This window comes from Pseudomonas sp. ME-P-057 (assembly GCF_030208975.1).
GTDB classification, from domain to species: domain Bacteria; phylum Pseudomonadota; class Gammaproteobacteria; order Pseudomonadales; family Pseudomonadaceae; genus Aquipseudomonas; species Aquipseudomonas lutea.
In genome coordinates, this window is record NZ_JARVSX010000045.1 from 26988 (window position 1) to 47678 (window position 20691).

The following is a 20691-nucleotide window of genomic DNA, read 5'->3' on the forward strand; positions in this document are numbered from 1 at the left end:
CAAGAAGGTGGTGGGCTGATGGGGGCAAGCTCGGCGTTTATCGTGATTCGGGTTCGGCATTCGCGGTTCGGCTCGATAGGGCATTTCCGCACCGGATTAAACCTGTAGGAGCCGGCTTGCTGGCGAATGCGGTGGGGCAACCCGGAAGATGCCGCCTGACACACTGCATTCGCCAGCAAGCCGGCTCCTACGGACCTGTGTTCAACCGGGAGCTTCGGGTGGGGTAGAAACCGCTCATCCAAACGCATTCATGCAGTGTAGGAGCGCGCTTGCCCGCGAATGGGTTGTGTCAGGCCATGCAGCGACAACAGACAGCTCGCATCGCGGGCAAGCGCGCTCCTACAGGATCCGGTCTACGTGAAAGATATCCGTATGGAGCGTATCCGTTTACCCGCAAGTCCAACGCAACACCTGAAATACCCGTACCACGGGCAATCGTGTGCGGATCATCTCGATAACCCGAACCCCTCCACCAACGACCCGCTGCGTGGCAGGAACCTTCCTTGCCGCTCGCCCTGGGGCTTGCCTTCTGCATAACTCAAATGGCCATTGACCCACACCGCATCGATACCCTCGGCTGCACGCTTGGGCTCTTTGAAATCAGCCACGTCACGTACCGTTTCCGGGTTGAATAACACCAGGTCCGCCCAGTAGCCCTCCCGCACCAAACCGCGCTGGTGCAGCCCGAAGCGCGTGGCGGTGAGTCCGGTCATTTTGTGCACGGCGGTGTGCAGCGGAAACAATCCAAGGTCGCGACTGAAATGCCCGAGTACGCGGGGGAACGCCCCCCACAGCCGTGGGTGTGGAAACGGATCCTCCGGCAGTCCGTCCGAGCCGATCATCGACAGCGGATGCTTCATGATCCGCTGTACGTCGTTTTCGTCCATGCCGTAGTACACCGCGCCTGCGGGTTGCAGTCTGCGCGCAGCCTCCACCAGTGAAAGTCCCCACTCAGCGGCGATGTCCGTCAGGTCACGCCCTCCCTGATTCGGGTGCGGCGTCGACCAGGTGATGGTGATCCGAAACGCATCGGTAACCTGTTTCAAATCCAGCGTCGAAGAGCTGGCCGCATAGGGGTAGCAGTCGCAGCCTACCGGGTGTGTCAATGCGGCGTTTTCCAGGGCGGCCAGCAGTTGCGGGCTGCGGCCCCAGTTGCCAGCGCCCGCGCACTTCATGTGGGAAATCACCACTGGAGCTTTGGCATGCCGGCCGATCTGGAATGCTTCGTCCATGGCCTCCAGCACCGGCTCGAACTCGCTGCGCAAGTGCGTGGTGTACACCGCGCCGAACGCCGTCAGCTCCTCGGCCAGTTGCTTGACCTCATCGGTTTCGGCCGAGTAAGCCGAGGCGTAAGCCAGCCCGGTGGACAGCCCCAAGGCACCGTCGGCCAGACTCTCGCGCAACTGCGCGCGCATGGCGCTGATCTCCTCCGGGCGTGCCGTGCGCATCAGATCATCCATGTGATTACTGCGCAACGCGGTGTGGCCAATCAGCGCCGCCACGTTGACTGCAGGCTTTGCCGCATCCACCGCGTTGCGATAGTCGATGAAGCGCGGGTAAGCGAACGCCGCCGCAGGGCCGAGCAGGTTCATCGGGTCCGGTGGGTCGCCCGCCAGTGACACCGGCGACGCGCTGATGCCGCAGTTGCCGACAATCACGGTGGTCACGCCCTGGGTGATCTTCGGCAGCATCTGCGGCTGACGAATCACCACCGTGTCGTCGTGGGTATGAACGTCAATGAAGCCCGGCGCCAGCACCCGCCCCGCGGCGTTGAGCTCTTCGCTGGCGGAGACGTCGTGCAGGTCGCCGATGCGCTGAATGCGTCCGTCGCGAATCGCCACGTCGGCTCGGTAGCCCGGCGAATCACTGCCGTCGATCACCAGCGCATCGCGAATGATCAGGTCGTAAAGCATGGGGTCAGTCTCCAAGGGGCAGGTCGTCGCCGCCGCGATAGTCGTCCAGCGCCAGCTTGATCCGCCGCAGCCGCTCGCGGTTGGCGTCGGGCGCGGTCAGCGCCAGTTCGGTCGCCAGCACGTCTATGGTCAGCAGCATGCCGTAGCGGGCCGCCGTGGGTTTATAGATGAATTGGGTTTCAGCGATCTGCAATGGCAAGAGCACATCGGCCAACGCAGCCAGAGGCGAGCCGGGCAGGGTGATGGCGAGAATCTTCGCGCCGTAGCTGCGTGCCAGCTCCGTGGCGTCGAGCAATTCCGGGGTGCGGCCGCTGAGCGAACAGACAATGATGCTGTGCTCGGGGCCAAGGGTCGCGGCAATCAGGCGCATCATCACCGGATCGCGGCTCGCCGCTATCGGGTAGCCGAGGCGCACCAGGCGGGTCTGCAATTCTTCGCTGCACAGGCTGGAAGCGCCGCCCATCCCGAAGCTGTGAATCATCCGCGCCGGCGTCAGCAATGACACGGCGGCCTGGAACCGCGACTCATCAAAACCGGCCAGGTGCTGGCGCAGCGTCGTCTCGATATCCCCGACAATCTGGGTGAAAAAAGCGGACTGCTCCGGCGCTTGCCCCGAGGCCAAAAAACGGCTGCCCACGGCGCTGGCCTGGGCCAGTTGCAGGCGCAAATCGCGCAGGTCCTTGCAGCCGACCGTACGGGCAAAGCGCGACAGCGTCGCACTGCTGACCTCGGCACGGGCGGCAAGGTCCTCAAGACTGGCGCTGGCCGCAAACGCCACGTCACTCAGTATCAGTCTGGCGATGCGCCCTTCGCCGGCACTGAAGGAATCCTGACGCGCGCGGATCTGGTAAAGAATGTCCACTCAGATAACCTGCGCCAGCCCGAGGGTCAGCACGAAGGCGATCACTGAAATCAGTGTTTCCAGCACGGTCCAGGTCTTGAAGGTCTGTGCCACCGTCATGTTGAAATACTCCTTGATCAGCCAGAATCCGCCGTCGTTGACGTGAGAAAAGATCACCGAGCCCGCACCGGTCGCGAGCACCAGCAGTTCGGGGTGGGGATAGCCGAGGCCCAGCGCCACCGGGGCAACGATGCCGGACGCCGTGGTCATCGCCACCGTTGCAGAACCGGTGGCGATGCGCATCAAGGCCGCAAACAGCCAGCCCATCAGCAGCGGCGACAGATGAAAATCCTGCGCCAGGCCGACGATCTCGTTGGTCACGCCGCTGTCCACCAGAATCCGGTTCAGACCGCCGCCAGCGCCCACCAGCAAGGTGATGCTGGCCGTGGGCGCCAGGCATTCCTGGGTGAACTTGAGGATCGAGTCTCGGGAGAAGCCCTGGGCGATGCCCAGCGTCCAGAAGCTGAGCAACGTCGCCAGCAACAGGGCGATGACCGAGTTGCCGATGAACAGCAGGAAACTGTTGAAACCACTGCCCGGGGTGGAAATCAGGTTCGCCCAGCCACCCAGCAGCATCAGCAGCACCGGCAGCAAGATCGTCGCCATGGTGATGCCGAAGCCGGGCAACTGCGCGCGGGGTTCGCGGTCGAGAAATTGCTTTGCCAACGGGTTTTCATCGGGCAAGTGGATGCGCGGCACGATAAAGCGCGCGTAGACCGGGCCGGCAATGATCGCCGTCGGGATGCCGATGAGAATGGCGTAGAACAGGGTCTGGCCGACCGACGCCTGGTAGGCCTGCACCGCGAGCATGGCCGCAGGGTGGGGCGGGACCAGCGCGTGGACCACCGAGAGGCCGGCGACCATCGGCAGGCCGACCATCAGAATCGACACGCCGACCCGGCGCGCGACGGTGAACGCGATGGGCACCAGCAGCACGAAGCCGACTTCGAAGAACAGCGGCAGCCCCACCAGAAAGGCGATGCAGACCATGGCCCAGTGTGCATTGCGCTCGCCGAAGCGGTCGATCAGCGTGCGCGCCACCTGCTCGGCACCGCCGGACTCGGCCATCATCTTGCCAAGCATGGTGCCCAGGGCGACGACCAGGGCGATGTGCCCCAGCGTCTTGCCGACGCCGCCCTCGTAGGAGGCGACGACGGCATTGGCCGGCATCCCAGCGACCAGCGCAAGGCCGACCGAGACCAGCGTGATGACAATGAACGGATTAAGACGAAAGCGCGCAATCAGCACGATCAAGGCGATGATCGCGACGGCGGCATAGACCAACAGAGACAGGCCGGTTGACGGAGGCATGCAACGGATTCCTTGCTGAGAAAGAAGAGGTCAGGGCTTGAACGGCGCCGGGGCTAGCCGGTGCGCACGCAAACGTTGAAAACGATCTCGGCAGTGGGTGTCGCAAGCGCCATAAACGGCGAAATAAGTGCAGGGGCAGGACGATCACAGGAGGTCATTATTGTTATCTCTGATTTCGTGGTGGAAAGTAACTTACACGAAACAGGTTTGAGATTTCAATTTATGAAAGTTAATTTCTAGACAGGGATCACGATCACGGATTCATTGCGTGCTGAACCGCTCCCGATACGCCTGCGGTGTCACCGACACGGCGCGCATGAAACTGCGCCGCAACGTCTCTTCAGTGCCAAATCCGCATCTATCGGCGATGCGCTTGATCGGCAGGGTACTGTCGCCCAGCAGGCGCCGGGCCGCTTCGACGCGCAGTTGTTCGATGGCCCGCGCGGGGGTGTTGCCGGTGTGAGCGCGGTAGTGGCGGACAAAGCTGCGCTCGCTCATTCCGACCTGCGCCGCCAGGGAGGCCACCGACAGGTCGCTGGTCAGATTCTCGAGGATCCAGGCGTGAAGATCGCGGAAGCGACTGTTTTGATCCCGCGTCTGGTGTTGCATTGACAGTGCCGTGCTGAATTGCGACTGCCCACCAGGACGCTTCATAAACACCACCAGGTCCCGCGCGACAGCCAGTGCGATGTCGCGTCCCAGGTCCGCCTCGACCATCGCCAGTGCCAGGTCGATCCCCGCCGTCACCCCGGCCGAGGTCCACAGACTGCCCTCATTGATAAAGATCGGGTCCGGGTCAACGCGCAGGGCCGGGAAACGCTGGGCCAGCACGTCGCAACTGTCCCAGTGCGTGACCACTCGATGGCCGTCCAGAACACCGGCCGCGGCGAGCAAAAAAGCGCCGGTACAGACTGACGCCACACGTCGTGCACTGGCCGCTTGAGTCCGTATCCATTCCAGCAGTTGCGGGTCCAGCGACGCAGCGTGAACCCCGCCGCCGCCCGCGATGATCAACGTATCCGACGCGCCGCTTGGGAGAGGATGAGTCACCAGGCCCAGGCCGGCCGAAGACGTGATGCTGCCGTCTTCGCGGGCAATCACTTCAGGCCGGTAAGGCATTTTGATCCCGGCTTCAAGCGCCTGCTGATTGGCCGAGGCAAATACCTGGAGCGGTCCGGTGACATCCAGTAACTGAACGTTGGGAAACGCCAGCACGTGTACCGGCCTGGGTTGATGGGGCATGACGGCCTCGTTCAGAAAATTGGCGTGAATTGTGGGTTTTATGGCGTATCCGCCAGAGGCTAGCTCGTTAGAGTGCATTCGTCCAATGGCTGCCTGGTGAGCCCGAGCTCACCCCGCACCTTTTCACCACTTTTCAGACCACACTCTTCACAACAAGGAACACGCCATGACCCTGCATATCGGCCTGCTGGTCTTCCCGAAAGTCCAGCAACTGGACCTGACCGGGCCTTACGATGTTTTCGCCACCATGCCCGGCGTGGTCGTGCACCTGGTCTGGAAAGACCTTGAGCCGCTGCTGTCCAGCACAGGCCTGACACTGGTGCCAACGGTCACTTTCGCCGAATGCCCCGACCTCGACGTGATCTGTGTACCGGGCGGGGTAGGGGTCGATGCCCTCATGGAAGACCCGGAAACCCTGGCCTTCATCCGGCACCAGGCCTCTACCGCCCAGTACGTCACGTCGGTCTGCACCGGTGCGCTGGTGCTTGGCGCCGCCGGACTCTTGAAGGGCCGTCGCGCCACAACCCATTGGGCGTCTCATTCGCTGCTCGAACAGTTCGGCGCGATCCCGGTGAAGGAGCGTGTGGTCCGTGACGGAAATCTGATGACGGGCGGGGGTGTCACGGCAGGGATCGATTTCGCACTGACCTTGATCGGCGAAGTGTTCGACGCGGACAAGTCGCGGACCATTCAGCTTCAGCTGGAATACGCCCCGGCACCGCCTTTTGATTCAGGGCGTCCGGACACCGCACCGGCCAATGTGCTGGCCGTTGCGACTGATCGTGCCATGCCGGGTTTGCTGGCGCGTCGCCAGATTGTCGAGCGGGTCACGGCGGCGATGGATTAAACCCGAGTTTGGGGCGTCTTCACTTCATACCAACAGAGAAACAGGTCCAGCGCTGATTCCACCACCTCCCGTTGTTTGTCGGGAGGCAGCAGCGGTTCGTTAAGGGTGACTTGCGGCCAGAAGGCAAATGCCTTGAGCAAGGCGTGAATCTGTGACGCGGCAAATACGGGCTCGACAGCCTTCAGGCGACCGTCCTGTTGAGCGCCGCGTACCCACACGGTAAAGGTCTCTTCGCGTTGATTGAGCCGGCTGACCCATGTTTGCGCGCGTTCCGGGGAGTGAATCGTCGCGCCGATGGCCACTCGCGCCAGGTCGATGAAGTTGCTGTCGCCGAGGGTTTTCATTTTGGCGTCGAGCAACTCACGGAGCTGGTCACGCAGCGGGACGCCGGGTTTGTAGGTGGTATCGGCCTGAGCCGCGGCGGTGGACCAGAGACGATGGAGCATTTCCGAGAACAGTTCTTCCTTGCTGGGAAAATGGTTGTAGACGGTACGCTTGGAGACTTCCGCACGCGCGGCGATCCGGTCCATGCTCGTAACCTCGAACCCGTTGTCGCGGAATTCGGCAATCGCCGCCTGAACAATGGCTTCGCGCTTTCGGTCGGTTAATCGCAATGGGACAGTCATGGATTCGCTTCTGTGAGATAAGACGGGGCGACTCAACGGCCCGGCAAGAAAATTACACCGAGCAGTTTACTTCGCTTTCCTGATCGTGCAAGCTTGAAACTACACTGTGTAGTGTAGGTGCAGGGTTTAGCTTCAAGCTTCAAGCTTCAAGCATGTGGCAGCGATTATCCATACGCTGCCCGCTTCGCACTTGCAGCTTGCAGCTTGCAGCTTGCAGCTCTTCACTCCCACCCGTTTCATGGAGTCAGCCTCATGGCCACGATTGAAAAAAACCTCGACACCACGCCTGCGTTACCTGTTTTGACTCAGCGGGAAGGCCGTTATTTCAATCGCAAGCCAATGGCGCGCTCCGGCACCCTTAAAACCCTGCGCATCTTCTGGAACGCTCTGTTCAACAAGCCACGTCACACGCGCCCGGCCGGGGAGATTCCGGTGCAGCCGTTGTCGCGTCAGCAATTGCTCGCAGCGCCGGACAACACGGTGTATCGGCTGGGGCATTCCACTGTATTGCTGAAACTGCGCGGTGCCTATTTCCTCACTGACCCGGTGTTTGCCGAGCGTGCTTCACCAGTGCAATGGGCAGGCCCCCAGCGTTTTCATCAGCCACCCATCAGCCTGCATGACCTGCCGCCGCTCAAAGCCGTGATCCTCTCCCATAACCACTACGACCACCTCGACCACATGACCGTCCTGACCCTGAAGGACAAGGCCGAGCATTTCATTACGCCGTTGGGGGTTGGGGATACGCTGATCGAGTGGGGCGTACCGGCTCACAAAGTGCAGCAGATGAACTGGTGGGAGTCGACGGACATCCACGGTATTCGGTTCGTGGCAACGCCGGCCCAGCATTTTTCGGGCCGCACCCTGCGCGATGGCAACCAGACGCTCTGGGCCTCGTGGGTGATGCTCGCCGATGAGCAGCGCATCTTCTTTAGCGGCGATACCGGCTACCACGACGGCTTCAAACTGATCGGCGAGCAATACGGGCCGTTCGACCTGACCCTGATGGAGACCGGGGCTTATAACGTCGACTGGCCGGATGTGCACATGCAACCCGAAGAGACGTTGCAGGCGCACATCGACCTGCGCGGCAAATGGCTGCTGCCGATTCACAACGGCACCTTCGACCTGGCCATGCACGCCTGGCACGAACCCTTCGACCGGATCCTGGCGCTGGCCTGGGACCGCAGCATTTCCATCACGACACCCGAAATGGGGCAGCCTTTTTACGTTCAATACCCCAGCCGCGGAGAGGCATGGTGGCTGAAGGTAGATAAAGCGTCGCAGACCGAGTCCGCCCGCCGAGACCCGCAGCAAGAACAACCCCGGCAGGCCGCCAGTCGCGGCTAGCCAGGTCCATCAGGCACTCATGGCTTGTCGTCGGTTTCGTCAGCCGGGTGTTCGCGCTCGGGCGGGCGCTGCTGTTCGCCGCTTTGATTGGCCTGCTTGTGTTCTTCGCCCACCTTGCCTGCGTTTTCAGGTTTGTGGTCAAGGTCTTCACGAGTGGATTCTTTAGGCATGGTGCCCTCCGGTTTTGGATGAATGAATGGTTTGAAGCCAGTGTGATGCAGCGGCGGTTTAAGCCCCGAACCGCTCGATCAGCATCAGTGCTTCGTCTTTGAACAAGGGTTGCTTCAAGCGTTCGGCCAGCATCGCGGTGGGTCGTTCCCGTTCGCAGCTGATGACGGCCGCGACCAGGCCCTGCTTGCACACCAGCGCCAGAAAATCGAAGCGCTCAGGTTCACCGAGGTAATGGATCTCGTCCCATTCCTCGGCATGGCCCAAATAGTCGATGCGTTTTTCAAAGTGGTAGGTCCAGAAATACGGCACGTCGTGGTAGTGCTGTTTCTCGCCCAGCATGTTGCCTGCAGCGATCCGCGCCTGCTGCTGGGCCAGACGCCAGTGTTCGATGCGCGAGGGTCGCTCGTTGAGCGGGAAGGTGGCGATGTCACCCGCGGCCCAGAGGTCTTTGCCGGCGCGCATGCCGCCATCAACGGCCAGTGAACCGTCGTCCTGTCGCTCGATGCCGTCAATGAAGTGCGTCACCGGGTTCACGCCCACGCCGATCAACGCCAGGTCCACCGGTAACTGTTCTCCGTTGCTCAACACCGCCGTGCGCAGCACGTTGCTGCCAGCCTGTTGGTCCCCTTCAAATCGGCTGACATCGAGATGGGTGCGGAACAGCACGCCGTTTTGCTCATGGAGCGTGCGCAGCGCCTTGCCGATGCGCTCACCCAGCTGGCTCGCGAAAGGCACCTCATGGCGGGCAAGAACGGTCACTTGCACGCTCTGGGTGCGCAGCGCCGATGCGGCTTCGAGTCCTATAAAGCTGTCGCCAACGATCAGCGCATGATCGCCGGGCTTGATCGTCGCAAGTATCCGGCTGGCGTCATCACGACAGCGCAGCGTCAGCACCTGAGGCAGATCCGCACCCTGAAGAGACAACGCACGCGGTTCGCCGCCGGTGGTGACCAGCGCCGCGTCGTAGTCAAAGCGGCGGCCGTCGGCCAGGGTCAGGCGCTTATTGAGTGCGTCCAGCTTCATGACTTCGCCATGGATCCGCTCGATCCGCTGGCGCTGGTAAAAATCCTCCTCGCGAAGGGCCGGCACCTCATCCGGTGCCATGTCCGACGAGAGCACAAATTTGCTCAACGCGGTGCGGTCGTATCCCGGCGCTGCTTCTCTGTCGATCAGCAACAGCTCACCGGTGAAACCTTTTTCCCGCAACGCACACGCCGCAGCGGTGCCGGCCGCCCCGGCACCGATGATCACAAAGCGCCTGGCATCTTTCGTTTGCGTGGGCTCAGGCGCAACCATGCGTTGGTCATCAACATGGATCTGACCGTCGATGACTTGAGTGGGATATCGAATTAACGCGTCCAGCGCGGGCGGCTCGCACAGGTGGCCGTCATCGACCGCGAATTCCGCCTTGTGCCAGGGGCAGATCAGATGGCCGTTGCAAATCGCACCATCGGCCAGGGGCGCACCGGCATGGGGGCAAAACGCCTGGAAGGCGCGGACTTCATCGCCGTGCAGAACCAGCAGCGCCTGGGTTTCGCCAAACTCCACCTGCAGACCGCGGTCTCGTTGGAGATCGGACAGGTGGGCGACTCGATGCAGTGGCATGTGCACTTCCTCTTGGTCTTTTTATTGGGAGTGGGCCGTAGCGCGAGAGGTTCAGGGAATTACAGGCGCACGGGACGGGCGTTGCAGCGCCTGTGCCGTCTCGGCGCTGCAAAACCCGCGCTCATGGCCGTCAGTGAGCCGGGTCTAGCCTCACCGCGTCAGACCGAGCCGCTCGTGCCAGTCTGCAATAGACTCTTCGGGGAATTCTTCAAACTGCTGGTCATTAGGCCCCGCGGCCACCTCCACCCACGAAGCTTTGGAGTTCAGCAGCAGATGCGTGTGCTCCGGTGGGGTTGGCAAGGGGGTGTCGATGGCCGACGCAAACGGATGGATCAATTCGGGCCACTCCGGGCTGAACAGCCACAGTCCGCTGCCGCACTGCTTGCAGAAATGCCGCTCGGCGCTGCTGGTGTGGGTCTGATGGTGGTCTGCGTCGCGCATTTTGGCGTGATAGATGGCGATGCTGTCTTTGCCTTTTACGTTAAGGCTCTTGGCGTCGCCGCCAAGGTTTATCGCGTAGCCGCCGCCACCCTGGGTCTTGCGGCAGATGGAGCAGTAGCAGCGCTGATAGGGATAGGGATGCGCGCTGCTCAGGCTGAACTCAACGGCGCCGCAATGGCAGGAACCTTCCAGATGCATGAGTAACCTCCTCAAAAATAATCGAACGGGCTCAGGGTTCTAGACCGCTCAAGCTGGTGGCGTTCGAAGTTTTCTCGAACAGCTGTTCGGATTCTTCATCGTCAGACACTCAAGAAGCGCGCAGCGGCGTCGATATGCGGTAGTCATACGACGACTTTGCCTGAGCGCTGCCGACACATTCCGACCCGCACGGCGCCGACCGATACAGCCACCATAACAATGAGCCAACAGCTATGAACCTACGCAATCTGACCATCGCCCGCCGCGCCGGCCTTGGGTTTACCCTGATTTCCCTGTTGGTCGCATTGCTCGGCTGGTTTGCGCTGAGCCAGATGTCGACGATTCGCCAAAGTGAGGTCGCGGTCGAGAGCAACTGGATGCCGAGCATGCGGCTGGTCAACGACATTCGCGAAGCCATGCTGCGCATCCGAACGATCTCGTTGCGCATGGCCCTGGACACCGACCCGAAAAACGTGAGCGTCTATAAAGGACAGATGGACGCGCGTTCGAAGATCCTCAATGAGAAGCTCACCAGCCTCGACACCTTCATCGACACCCCGGAAGAGAAGGCGCTGTACGACAAATTCCGCTCCACCCTGGCTGATTACCAGCGCGGTTTGACCCAATCTTTCGTGCTCGCCGAAAGCGGCGACCTCAAGGCGCTGAACAAGCTGCTGCTGGTGGACATGAAGACCGCTGTCGACAATTCCGGCTCGCAACTGGGCGACCTCGGCGACTTCTACTCGCACCAGGTCGAGCTCGAAGGCAAGGCCGCTGAAGCGCAATATGGCCAGTCGCGCAACGTGGTGCTGGTGTTCGTGCTGATCGCCGCCCTGGCGACCGTCGTGCTGGCGCTGTGGCTGACCCGCAGCATCATCCGGCCGCTGCAGGAAGCGGTGGACGCTGCCGAATACGTGGCCAAGGGCGACCTGACCCACGACATTCGCGTTGAGGGCAAAGATGAAGTCACACGGCTGTTGAGCGCGTTGCAACAGATGCAAAACAACCTGCGTTCGACCTTGAGCCTGATCGGCAACTCGGCGAGCCAGCTGGCGTCGGCGGCCACCGAGCTGAATTCGGTCACCGAAGACAGCCATCGCGGCCTGCACCAGCAAAATGCCGAAATCGAACAGGCGGCCACGGCGGTCAACGAGATGACCTCGGCGGTCGAGGAAGTGGCGCGCAACGCCGTTTCGACCTCCCAGGCGTCGAGCGAATCAAACACTGCGGCCCGCGACGGCCAGAGCCGCGTCATCGACACGGTCAACTCGATCCAGACGCTGTCCGGCAACGTGCAGCACACTTCCGCACTGGTGCAGAACCTGGCCGATCAGTCCAAGGACATCGGCAAAGTGCTCGACGTGATTCGCTCGATTGCCGAGCAGACCAATCTGCTGGCGCTCAACGCCGCGATCGAAGCGGCGCGCGCGGGTGAGTCCGGGCGCGGTTTTGCCGTGGTGGCAGATGAGGTGCGCGCATTGGCCCACCGCACTCAGCAATCGACGCTGGAAATCGACAAGATGGTGTCGACCATGCGCACCGGCTCCAGCGAAGCGCTGGAATCGATGTTGGTCAGCCGGTCACGCGCGACTGAAACCCTCGAGTTGGCCCAAGGCGCCGGCGAATCGCTGCACCGCATCACCTCGTCGATCAACGAGATATCCGAACGCAACCTGGTCATCGCCAGCGCCGCTGAACAGCAGGCCCAGGTCGCCCGCGAAGTGGACCGCAACATCGTCAACATCCGTGACCTGTCGATGCAGTCGTCGTCCGGCGCAAACCAGATCAGTGCGTCAAGCAACGAGCTGTCACGGCTGGCGGCAGAACTGAATCAGGTCGTCACCCGTTTCCGCGTCTGACCCTGGTTTCAACACAGCTTCCCGGCTAAAGCCGGTCCCACACGCAACGCTGTGTGAGTGGCTGGCCAGAGCCGGTCCCACGCCGTAATGCTGCGCGAGTGGCTGGCCAGAGCCGGTCCCACGCCGTAATGCTGCGCGAGTGGGACCGGCTTTAGCCGGGAAGAGGCCGGTTTGAGCACCCTCGGTGTTGCAGTGTGACGCATGACGTCTTCCCCGCTAAAGCCGGCCCTCCAGACTACACCCTTTCACCTCATTCACTTGCCTGTGACGGCCCTCGGCTTGCATCATTCGCCACGACTAATAATTCCTGGCGGGCCGAACCTGCCGACGACACAGGTGAAGGGCAATGGATGATGTGAATCGCGATTTCAGCGGCTGGCTGCGCTCCCCGGGCCACAAGGCCTGGCTTGCGCAGGAGGGCGATCGGCTGTTGATGTTTGCCAAGGCTGCCAGGCTGCCGCAGGGTTTCGGCAATCTGGACGACCATGGTCGCCTTGCCGCAGATGCCGTGGCTGAGACCATGAACACCGCACGCATGACCCACAGTTTCGCCATGGCGCATATCAACGGCATTCCCGGTTGCGCCGCGCTGGTCGATCACGGCATCGTGGCGCTGAGCGGGCCATTGCGTGATGCCGAGCATGGCGGCTGGTTCGACAAGCCCCTGGAGCACAGCGCCGACAAAGGCAAGGCTGCTTACCTGCACGCCTTTGTCGCGCTGGCGGCCAGCTCGGCGGTGGTCGCACGCCGCCCGGGCGCTCAGGCGCTGCTGGAGCAGGCCATTCACGTGATTACGACGCGCTTCTGGAGCGAGGAAGAAGGCGCCATGCGCGAGTCGTTCGACCGTGACTGGAGCCACGAAGAACACTACCGCGGTGCCAACAGCAACATGCACAGCACCGAAGCCTTTCTCGCCCTGGCCGATGTCACTGGCGATGCCCGCTGGCTGGACCGGGCGCTGAGCATCGTCGAGCGGGTCATCCACCAGCATGCCGCCGGCAACCAGCATCAGGTAATCGAGCACTTCACCCTGCAATGGCAACCCGTCCGGGACTACAACGTCGACAAGCCCGACGATGGTTTCCGGCCCTATGGCACCACGCCCGGTCATGCCTTCGAGTGGGCGCGACTGGTGTTGCACCTGGAGGCCGCGCGACGCAAAGCCGGCCTTGATGCGCCGGCCTGGCTGCTGGATGACGCCCGCGGATTATTCGAAAACGCCTGCCGCTTTGGCTGGGACGTCGACGGCGCACCGGGCATCGTTTACACCCTCGACTGGGAGAATCGTCCGGTGGTCCGTCACCGCCTGCACTGGACCCACGCCGAAGCCGCCGCAGCCGCCGCCGCGCTGCTGCAACGCACTCATGAGCAAGGTTACGAGGACTGGTATCGCACGTTCTGGGAATTCAACGAAACGCTGTTCATTGATCGTGAGAACGGCAGCTGGCGCCATGAATTGAACCCGCAGAACCAACCCAGCGCCGACATCTGGCCCGGCAAACCGGACCTCTACCACGCCTACCAGGCGACCCTGTTGCCGGTCTTGCCATTGGAACAGAGCCTGGCGACGGCGTTGGCGAACAGGTCGTAAAGGCATTGGCCCTGCAAGGCCTTTGCCTGCCGCAAGATGTCGGGGTTGGTTAAACCCCCATTCGCGGAACGGCATCCGCACACCTGATCCGCATGGTCGAAAACCACTGTAGGAGCCGGCTTGCTGGCGAACCGGCTCTGCCAGAAAAAGGCGATGCTTCTGCCCGGTCGCGTTCGCCAGCAAGCCGGCTCCTACAAGGCCGTGCCCGCCGCGAAGGGTCCGGATTGCCGAAATTCCGCTGTAGGAGCGCGCTTGCCCGCGAACAGCGGTGGGTCAGGTTGGTGTTGTGTCGAGGGTCATGATCTTTCGCGGGCAAGCGCGCTCCTACAGGTTTTTGCGGCGGCCTGGTGTTGCGCGTTGGTCACAAAAACGCTGTTGCTCACGCGCACCGAAGCTAAAGGAGCCGGCTTGCTGGCGAACCGGCTCTTCAGGCGACGGCGATGCGCTTGAACGGGCGCGGTCGCTGTAGGAGTGAGCTTGCTCGCGAATGCATGGTGCCCGTGGCATTGATCGCGCCTGACCCGCCGCAATTCGCCGACAAGCTGGCTCCCACAGATCATGGGTTGTTGCTCAGTCCGCACGCCCCCATTAAACCTTCAGCTCGATCCACGTCGGCGCATGGTCGCTGGCGTGGGGCAGGTCACGGACCCAGCGGTCCACGCCGGCGTTTTTGAGCTTGGGCTTCAGGCCCTTGCTCAGCAGCAGATGGTCGATGCGCAAGCCTGAGTTGGTCTTCCAGTGATTGCGGAAATAGTCCCAGAACGTGTAGATCCGCTCGTCCGGGAATTTCGCGCGCAAGGCGTCGGTCCAGCCTTGGTCGAGAAGCCGCTGAAAGCATTCCCGGCTTTCCGGTTGCAGCAGCGCATCCTTGAGCCATGAGCGGGTGTTGTAGATGTCCTCGTCGGTGGGAATGACATTATAGTCACCGGCCAGCACCACGGGATGCTCGCTGTTAAGCAAGGAATCGGCGTGCTTGATCAAGTGCTCGAACCAATCCAGTTTGTAGTCGAACTTCGGCCCCGGCTGAGGGTTGCCATTGGGCAGGTAGAGGCAGCCGACGATCACGCCCTGAACCGCTGCTTCCAGATAACGGCTGTGGCTGTCTTTTTCATTCCCGGGCAAACCCCGGCGGATCTCCAGTGGGTCACTGTCACGGGAAAGAATGGCTACGCCGTTCCAGGACGGTTCCCCCTGCCAGATCACCCCATAGCCGGCGTTGCGAATGTCATCCGCGGGGAAGGCCGAGTCGGCCGCTTTCAGCTCCTGCAGGCAAACAATGTCGGGTTTTTCGGTTTCCAGCCACTGCAGCAGAATCGGCAAACGCGCGCGAATGCCGTTGATATTGAACGTGGCGATTTTCAGCGTGGCCATCGCGTTCTCCTCCAATGCGTGTGAAGCGTTGGAGGGCGCAGGTGTGCCGAAGATTCAATCCGGACGCCAGACCCGTCACAAGGCCTGATGGCACGCTCAGGGAAATCGCTGCGAGACCCGGATAACCTGCCGGGCGATATACGCGCCGCTGACAATCACCCCGAACAACCGCAATGTCTGCATGGCCAGCACAAAGCCCACGTCCGAGTGAGTATCGATGGCGATGATCGCCATCGCGTCCAGCCCGCCCGGACTGGTGGCCAGATACACCGAGAGGAAATCCTTGCCCATCATCTCGGCGATGACCCAGGCCGACAGTGCGCACAACAGAATCAGCACCAGCGCACCGGCAATCATCGCGGGCAGCCGTCGCCAGACGTAGTTGATGGTGATGCGATCAAAGCGCAAGCCGATGTAGCTGCCAATCGCGCCGTAGGCAATGGCCAGCAACCAGGTGGGCAGGGTGATCTGCAGCAGGCCGCTCAATTGCAGCGCGCCGCCGAGCAGCAAAGGTACGAGCAAGGCGCCGGCAGGCAAGCGACTGCCAAGTGTTACGCCGACCGCGATCACCAGCAGGCTCAAACCGAGGTTCAGCAGGTTCATGCCGTGCAGCAGCGCCTCGGTGCTGTGGGCCTCCGAGCCGCCGGCGTCGGCGCCGATCAACCGGCTGACCAGCGCACCGACCATCACCACGCACACCACTCGTACGTACTGCATGGTCGCCACCACCCGGGAGTCCGCGCCATAGTCCTCGGACATCGCGACCATGGCAGACGCCGCGCCCGGCGAAGTGCCCCACGCAGCGGTGCTGCTTTGGATGCCGCCCCAGCGGGCCATGGCGATCCCCACCACCGCGCTTAACGCAACGGTGAGCACCGTGGCAAACACCATGACGTGCCAGGACTCCATCGCGGTGAGCAGAACGCCCAGTGTCATGGAGTGGGCAACCAGCACGCCCACCGTGCCCTGCCCAAGACGAAACACATGCTTGTTCAAGCGAATGCTGGCCCCGGCCACGCCGAAGCCGATCGCCACCAGCATCGGGCCGAGAAACAGCGCGGCGGGGACGTTGAAGTACTTGAACAGCTGGCCGGCGCTCCCGGCCATCAGAATGAGCAGCAACCATTGAATGAGCGCTGGTTGTTGGGCGAGGGCGAACGAGGCGGGGCGGGGCAACGCGGATCTCCAGAGCATTGGCTTTTCCTGAAAGGACAGTCCTGAGCGGTGCTTCCGTGCCGGGTGCAGTTCCAATGAGCCGAAGTATCGACAGGTGAATCGATCAAGTCTATTTTCTAATAATCATGAATCGATAACTTTGGTTGATATATGGACCTGCGTGACCTCACCTACTTCGAAACCATCGCCGAGCTTGGTCATCTGGGGCGCGCAGCGGAAAGACTCAATCGCAGCCAGCCGGCGTTGACCAAGAGCATTCAGCGACTGGAGGAGTCCTTCGGGACCAAGCTGTTTCAGCGCGATGGCCGCAGAATCAAACTGACGCCGGTCGGCGAGTTGTTGCAGGCCCGGGGCAAGGTGCTGCAGCAAAGCATCGCCCAGACCCAGCGTGAGGTGCGCGATTTTGCCAGTGGCGCGGTAGGCGATATCCGTCTGGGCTGTGCGGCGACCATGGCCGAATACCTGTTGCCGGAGTTGACCAATACGCTGCTCAAGCGCTCGCCGCAGGTCACACTGAAGCTGGTCATCGGCCAGGACGACATGCTGCGCGAGCAACTGCGCTCCGGGCATCTGGACATGATCATTTGCGCCCAGCGCAGCGCCGAGGAGGAGTTCACGTTTTACCCGATTCTCACGGACGAGGCGGTGGTGATTGCCAGCCGAAACCATCCCATCTTCAAGGCACCGTTTGAGATGAAAGATCTGTGCCGCTACCGCTGGGTGTTGCCGCCGGCCGGGGTGTCCTCACGCATCTGGGTCGACGACGCCTTTGCCCGTCATGATTTGCCGTTGCCGGAGGTGCAGATTGAAGCCAATTCCATCTCGCTGCTGCCGCGTCTCATCGCTCAGACCAGCCTGCTGAGTTTTATTGCCAGGGAAACCCTCGAGTTCGGCAAAAACATGCAGGACCTGCGTGAGGTAATGCTGGAGCAGACCACCATGGCAAGGACGATCTGCGTGATGTTGCGCCGCGAGGGCTACCTGTCGCCCGCCGCCCACGCCATGGTGCAGATGCTGCGCGATGACGGCGGCTCGTTCCTCAATTGGTCCTGAACAATGCCCCGAGCCGTGCTTTTCTGCGGTCAGCTGGGTTAGCCTGCGCAGAGACCCTTTACCCACGGAGCAGCAAGATGCCGAAACCACACAGCCAGCTTGGAACACCCGTTGGACCTTATGCTGCGAGTGACGATGACTTGCATCACGGCGGTGATCAATCGCCGCTCAATGACGCCGACTCAGACGAGGACCGCGACCCCGAGGGCGAGCTTGATCTGACCGAGCTCGACCTGGACGGCTTCGCCGACGCCGACAAGCTGGACATCGGGTCGGCCAACCTGAGCTAGTCAGGCTCGCGCCCACTGTTATTGCATTTTGAATGCGCAGGACTACGCGCTATGCAGCCAGCGGTTGCCGCAGACAACTGTGGAACCGCGCTTGCCCGCGAAAGCTTCGTGTCAGCTAAACATGCGTAACTGACACACCGTCTTCGCGGGCAAGCGCGCTTCTACAGGATGTTGCGCTCGTCAGCCATAAACGCAGCCAGCGCTGCAATCGCTTGTTCTGGCGTCGCGCTGCTGCCGGTCCAGGTGCAGGCCAGCATCAAGTTGCGCGGCAGACCGAAATCCTCCACCTGGAACCCCTGCGCATCGAACCCCTCTGCGTCATGGGCGATCTGCTCGCGCAGCGACCCGCTGCCCTCAAAGTAAACCCAGACCGGCTTGCCCAACGCCACGGCCATGCCCACCTCGAAAACCGTGCCTGAATCCGGCTCGGCACCCCGGAATACGTTCAGATTAGCCAGTAACGCATCGCATCTTCTGATCATCGCCATGTTGGCGCTGCAGATGATCGCAGCCGTTTCATCAGGCCTCAGCCCGGACGGCACCTCGTTGTCGAAGGGATAAAGACCCTGCAGGCCGTGCTGCTCACACAGGCTTTTCAGGTAGCGACCGTGTTCGACGGCATCAGCGCGAAACACGTCGAAACCGGCGAGGTAAACCAGGGGTTGTTCGGGCACTGGCATGGCTGCCTCCTCAAAAATGGGTAGGCGAAGTCTAACTGCTCAGCGCCGCCGTTGATCGGGCTGCCGGCCTCCTGCGGCGGGCAGGGCTGGAATCTGTACGGATAACCAGTATCCTGTGTCTCTTTCTCGGCCGCCTCTACGTGACCTTGCTGTGAGTATTTCTCCCCTCGACAATCCCTTTTACTACCTGGAAAACTTCCGCCAGGTGCTGAACTGGATCGCCCAGCGCTACGACGACCTGCTTGATGATGACGAGCGTGGGTTTATCAACGACTTTGCGCGGCTGCCGCAGCCGGCTCAGGCCCTGTTGGTGCGAATGGTCATGCGCAAGGGCACGCTGTTTCGGGCCAGCAAACTCGATTACGCCGAGATTGGCGATGTCCGGCTCGCTGCCGCTCCGTTGCTGGCGTCCGGTTGGGTCGACGGTCAGCCGCCGCTTGATCTGCACGCGTTGTTCGCTTTGTTGCGCAAAGACGAACTGGGCCAGTGCTTCAAGGCCCATGGCGTCAAAAGCGCCGAGAAAAAGTCCGACCTGTTGCAGCGCCTGCTGCCCCTGTATGAGTCGCCTCAACGACTGGAAGAATGGTTTGCCGGGTTCGAGGAAGTGGTCTTTGCGCTTCAGGTGATGCCGCTGTGTGATCGGCTTCGCTTGCTGTATTTCGGCAATCTCTATCAGGAGTGGTCGGAGTTTGTCCTGGCGGACCTGGGCATTTATCGCTACGAAAAAGTAGAGTTTTCAGTCGAGTCCCGCGGCATCACCCAGCGCGCTGACATCGACATCTGCGTGCACCTGCACACTTGCCGTCAGGCGCTGGATGCGGGGCTGCCGCTGGCGGAGCTGGCCGAACAGGCCCTGGCGGTTCAGACCGACAATCCCTGGCTGGCCATGCGGCGTGCCAAGCTGTTGTTCAAGATCGGACATCAGGCCGAGCGCGAGCAGGACTGGCCCCTGGCGCTCAGTGTCTATGCCCAGTCCAGCTACCCCGGCGCCCGAGTGCGCCGTATTCGCGTATTGGAGCGCAGCGAGCAGTTCAGCGAAGCGATAACGTTGTTGCTCAACGCGCGGTCGGCCCCCGAAAACGATGAGGAAACCCAGCATCTGTTGCGGATCGAACCTCGCCTGAAACGCAAGTTGGGCGAGGGCAGCGTGCAAAAAAGAGCCAAACGCACCGTCAGCCGGCTCGACTTGAGCGTGTTGCCACTCCCGGATCACAGCGTTGAACGGCTGATCCAGCAGCACCTTTCGGAAGAGGGCAGCGAGGTGCATTACGTCGAGAACGCGCTGGTCAATTCATTGTTCGGGCTGCTCTGTTGGCCGGCCATCTTTGCACCGCTGCCGGGAGCGTTTTTTCATCCCTTCCACAGCGCGCCGAGTGATCTTTACAGTCCGGATTTCTACCAGCGGCGCGCGGCCTTGTTCGATCAATGCCTGGCGAAGCTCGACGATCAAGGTTACGAAGCAGCGATCCGTGATACCTATGCGAGGAAGTTTGGCCTGCAATCGCCCTTTGTTTTTTGGGGCACCTTGACCCCGGAACTGCTGGATCAGGCGCTGCACTGCTTGCCGGCGCAGCACCTCAAACGTTGGTTCCGACGTCTGTTGCAAGACATCAAGGCCAACCGCACCGGCATGCCCGACCTCATCCAGTTCTACCCCGAGCAACGCCGCTATCGGATGATCGAAGTCAAAGGCCCGGGCGATCGGCTGCAGGACAACCAGCTGCGCTGGATCGATTTCTGCGCCGAGCACGAAATGCCTGTGGTGGTGTGCTACGTGAAATGGGCGGAAGACGAAGCCCGCGCCGCCGGTTGAAGCCGGATACACCCGCCGGATGATCGCCGGCTTGCTGGCGAATACGTCATTCCATTCACCCTCGCCGTAGCTGACACACCTCCATTCGTAGGAGCCGGCTTGCTGGCGAACCCGGCGGACAGTCACCCTCGCCGCAGCTGACACACCTTCATCTGTAGGAGCCGGCTCGCTGGCGAACGCGTCAAGCCAGTCACCCCCGCCGTTGCGGTGCTATCGCGGTTCGCCAGCAAGCCGGCTCCTACAGATTCGTGTA

At 61.8% G+C, this 20691-nt stretch carries 18 protein-coding genes and 1 pseudogene; 8 read left to right on the plus strand and 11 right to left on the minus strand.

The window, feature by feature from the left end; genetic code table 11:
- Positions 1 to 446 precede the first annotated feature (446 nt).
- The 4 genes from QRN48_RS23065 to QRN48_RS23080 all read right to left on the minus strand — a co-directional run bounded on the left by QRN48_RS23065 (position 447) and on the right by QRN48_RS23080 (position 5367).
- Positions 447 to 1913 (minus strand): N-acyl-D-amino-acid deacylase family protein, encoded by a 1467-nt coding sequence (locus QRN48_RS23065; RefSeq protein WP_285353521.1) that lies wholly within the window; start codon positions 1911 to 1913, stop codon positions 447 to 449.
- A 4-nt stretch (positions 1914 to 1917) separates the two neighbouring features.
- The gene (locus QRN48_RS23070; protein ID WP_285353523.1) at positions 1918 to 2775 is read right to left on the minus strand and encodes a MurR/RpiR family transcriptional regulator; all 858 of its coding nucleotides are present in this window, start codon (positions 2773 to 2775) and stop codon (positions 1918 to 1920) included.
- Entirely contained in the window at positions 2776 to 4125 is a 1350-nt protein-coding gene (locus tag QRN48_RS23075) for a GntT/GntP/DsdX family permease (RefSeq protein WP_191945153.1), read from the minus strand. It lies immediately after the preceding gene.
- A gap of 261 nt (positions 4126 to 4386) precedes the next feature.
- Complete coding sequence (locus QRN48_RS23080; protein ID WP_285353526.1) at positions 4387 to 5367, minus strand: GlxA family transcriptional regulator; 981 nt, start codon at positions 5365 to 5367, stop codon at positions 4387 to 4389.
- Between the two features lie 166 nt (positions 5368 to 5533).
- Between QRN48_RS23080 and QRN48_RS23085 the strand changes: the two genes are divergently transcribed.
- On the plus strand, positions 5534 to 6214 hold the full coding sequence (locus QRN48_RS23085; protein ID WP_285353528.1) for a DJ-1/PfpI family protein: 681 nt from the start codon (positions 5534 to 5536) through the stop codon (positions 6212 to 6214).
- On the opposite strand, the gene QRN48_RS23090 is transcribed toward QRN48_RS23085, so the two are convergent.
- Positions 6211 to 6840 (minus strand): TetR/AcrR family transcriptional regulator, encoded by a 630-nt coding sequence (locus QRN48_RS23090; protein ID WP_191945156.1) that lies wholly within the window; start codon positions 6838 to 6840, stop codon positions 6211 to 6213. The two genes, QRN48_RS23085 and QRN48_RS23090, sit on opposite strands and share 4 nt — an antisense overlap.
- 252 nt (positions 6841 to 7092) lie before the next feature.
- Here QRN48_RS23090 and QRN48_RS23095 point away from each other — a divergent pair, with 252 nt between their 5' ends.
- Complete coding sequence (locus QRN48_RS23095; RefSeq protein WP_285353531.1) at positions 7093 to 8190, plus strand: MBL fold metallo-hydrolase; 1098 nt, start codon at positions 7093 to 7095, stop codon at positions 8188 to 8190.
- 17 nt (positions 8191 to 8207) lie between these two features.
- On the opposite strand, the gene QRN48_RS23100 is transcribed toward QRN48_RS23095, so the two are convergent.
- From QRN48_RS23100 to QRN48_RS23110, 3 genes are all read right to left on the minus strand, one after another.
- Positions 8208 to 8360 carry a hypothetical protein gene (locus QRN48_RS23100; protein ID WP_162835385.1) on the minus strand — a complete coding sequence of 51 codons (153 nt, stop codon included), beginning with the start codon at positions 8358 to 8360 and terminating at the stop codon, positions 8208 to 8210.
- 58 nt (positions 8361 to 8418) lie between these two features.
- Positions 8419 to 9966: an FAD-dependent oxidoreductase gene (locus QRN48_RS23105; RefSeq protein ID WP_285353534.1), complete on the minus strand. Its 1548-nt coding sequence runs from the start codon at positions 9964 to 9966 to the stop codon at positions 8419 to 8421.
- A gap of 150 nt (positions 9967 to 10116) precedes the next feature.
- The gene (locus QRN48_RS23110) at positions 10117 to 10605 is read right to left on the minus strand and encodes a GFA family protein (RefSeq protein ID WP_037009224.1); all 489 of its coding nucleotides are present in this window, start codon (positions 10603 to 10605) and stop codon (positions 10117 to 10119) included.
- Positions 10606 to 10838: 233 nt separating this feature from the next.
- Between QRN48_RS23110 and QRN48_RS25480 the strand changes: the two are divergent.
- From QRN48_RS25480 to QRN48_RS23120, 3 genes and pseudogenes are all read left to right on the plus strand, one after another.
- Positions 10839 to 11606, plus strand: a pseudogene (locus QRN48_RS25480) (MCP four helix bundle domain-containing protein); the annotation flags it as partial.
- The gene (locus QRN48_RS25485; RefSeq protein ID WP_420806882.1) at positions 11601 to 12464 is read left to right on the plus strand and encodes a methyl-accepting chemotaxis protein; all 864 of its coding nucleotides are present in this window, start codon (positions 11601 to 11603) and stop codon (positions 12462 to 12464) included. The pseudogene QRN48_RS25480 and the gene QRN48_RS25485, both read left to right, overlap by 6 nt.
- 346 nt (positions 12465 to 12810) lie before the next feature.
- Entirely contained in the window at positions 12811 to 14055 is a 1245-nt protein-coding gene (locus QRN48_RS23120) for a D-mannose isomerase (RefSeq protein ID WP_285353537.1), read from the plus strand.
- Positions 14056 to 14643: 588 nt separating this feature from the next.
- Here QRN48_RS23120 and QRN48_RS23125 read toward each other — a convergent pair.
- Both QRN48_RS23125 and QRN48_RS23130 read right to left on the minus strand, forming a co-directional pair.
- Complete coding sequence (locus tag QRN48_RS23125; RefSeq protein ID WP_191945161.1) at positions 14644 to 15426, minus strand: exodeoxyribonuclease III; 783 nt, start codon at positions 15424 to 15426, stop codon at positions 14644 to 14646.
- Positions 15427 to 15522: 96 nt separating this feature from the next.
- Positions 15523 to 16620 (minus strand): AbrB family transcriptional regulator, encoded by a 1098-nt coding sequence (locus QRN48_RS23130; protein WP_285353539.1) that lies wholly within the window; start codon positions 16618 to 16620, stop codon positions 15523 to 15525.
- A 132-nt stretch (positions 16621 to 16752) separates the two neighbouring features.
- Between QRN48_RS23130 and QRN48_RS23135 the strand changes: the two genes are divergently transcribed.
- Positions 16753 to 17655: a LysR family transcriptional regulator gene (locus tag QRN48_RS23135; protein ID WP_191945163.1), complete on the plus strand. Its 903-nt coding sequence runs from the start codon at positions 16753 to 16755 to the stop codon at positions 17653 to 17655.
- Positions 17656 to 17732: 77 nt separating this feature from the next.
- Positions 17733 to 17945: a hypothetical protein gene (locus tag QRN48_RS23140; RefSeq protein WP_191945164.1), complete on the plus strand. Its 213-nt coding sequence runs from the start codon at positions 17733 to 17735 to the stop codon at positions 17943 to 17945.
- Positions 17946 to 18106: 161 nt separating this feature from the next.
- On the opposite strand, the gene QRN48_RS23145 is transcribed toward QRN48_RS23140, so the two are convergent.
- Positions 18107 to 18625, minus strand: a complete 519-nt coding sequence (locus QRN48_RS23145; protein WP_285353542.1) for a nucleoside 2-deoxyribosyltransferase — start codon at positions 18623 to 18625, stop codon at positions 18107 to 18109.
- Between the two features lie 151 nt (positions 18626 to 18776).
- Here QRN48_RS23145 and QRN48_RS23150 point away from each other — a divergent pair, with 151 nt between their 5' ends.
- Positions 18777 to 20438 carry a VRR-NUC domain-containing protein gene (locus QRN48_RS23150; RefSeq protein WP_191945166.1) on the plus strand — a complete coding sequence of 554 codons (1662 nt, stop codon included), beginning with the start codon at positions 18777 to 18779 and terminating at the stop codon, positions 20436 to 20438.
- The last annotated feature ends 253 nt before the right edge of the window (positions 20439 to 20691 follow it).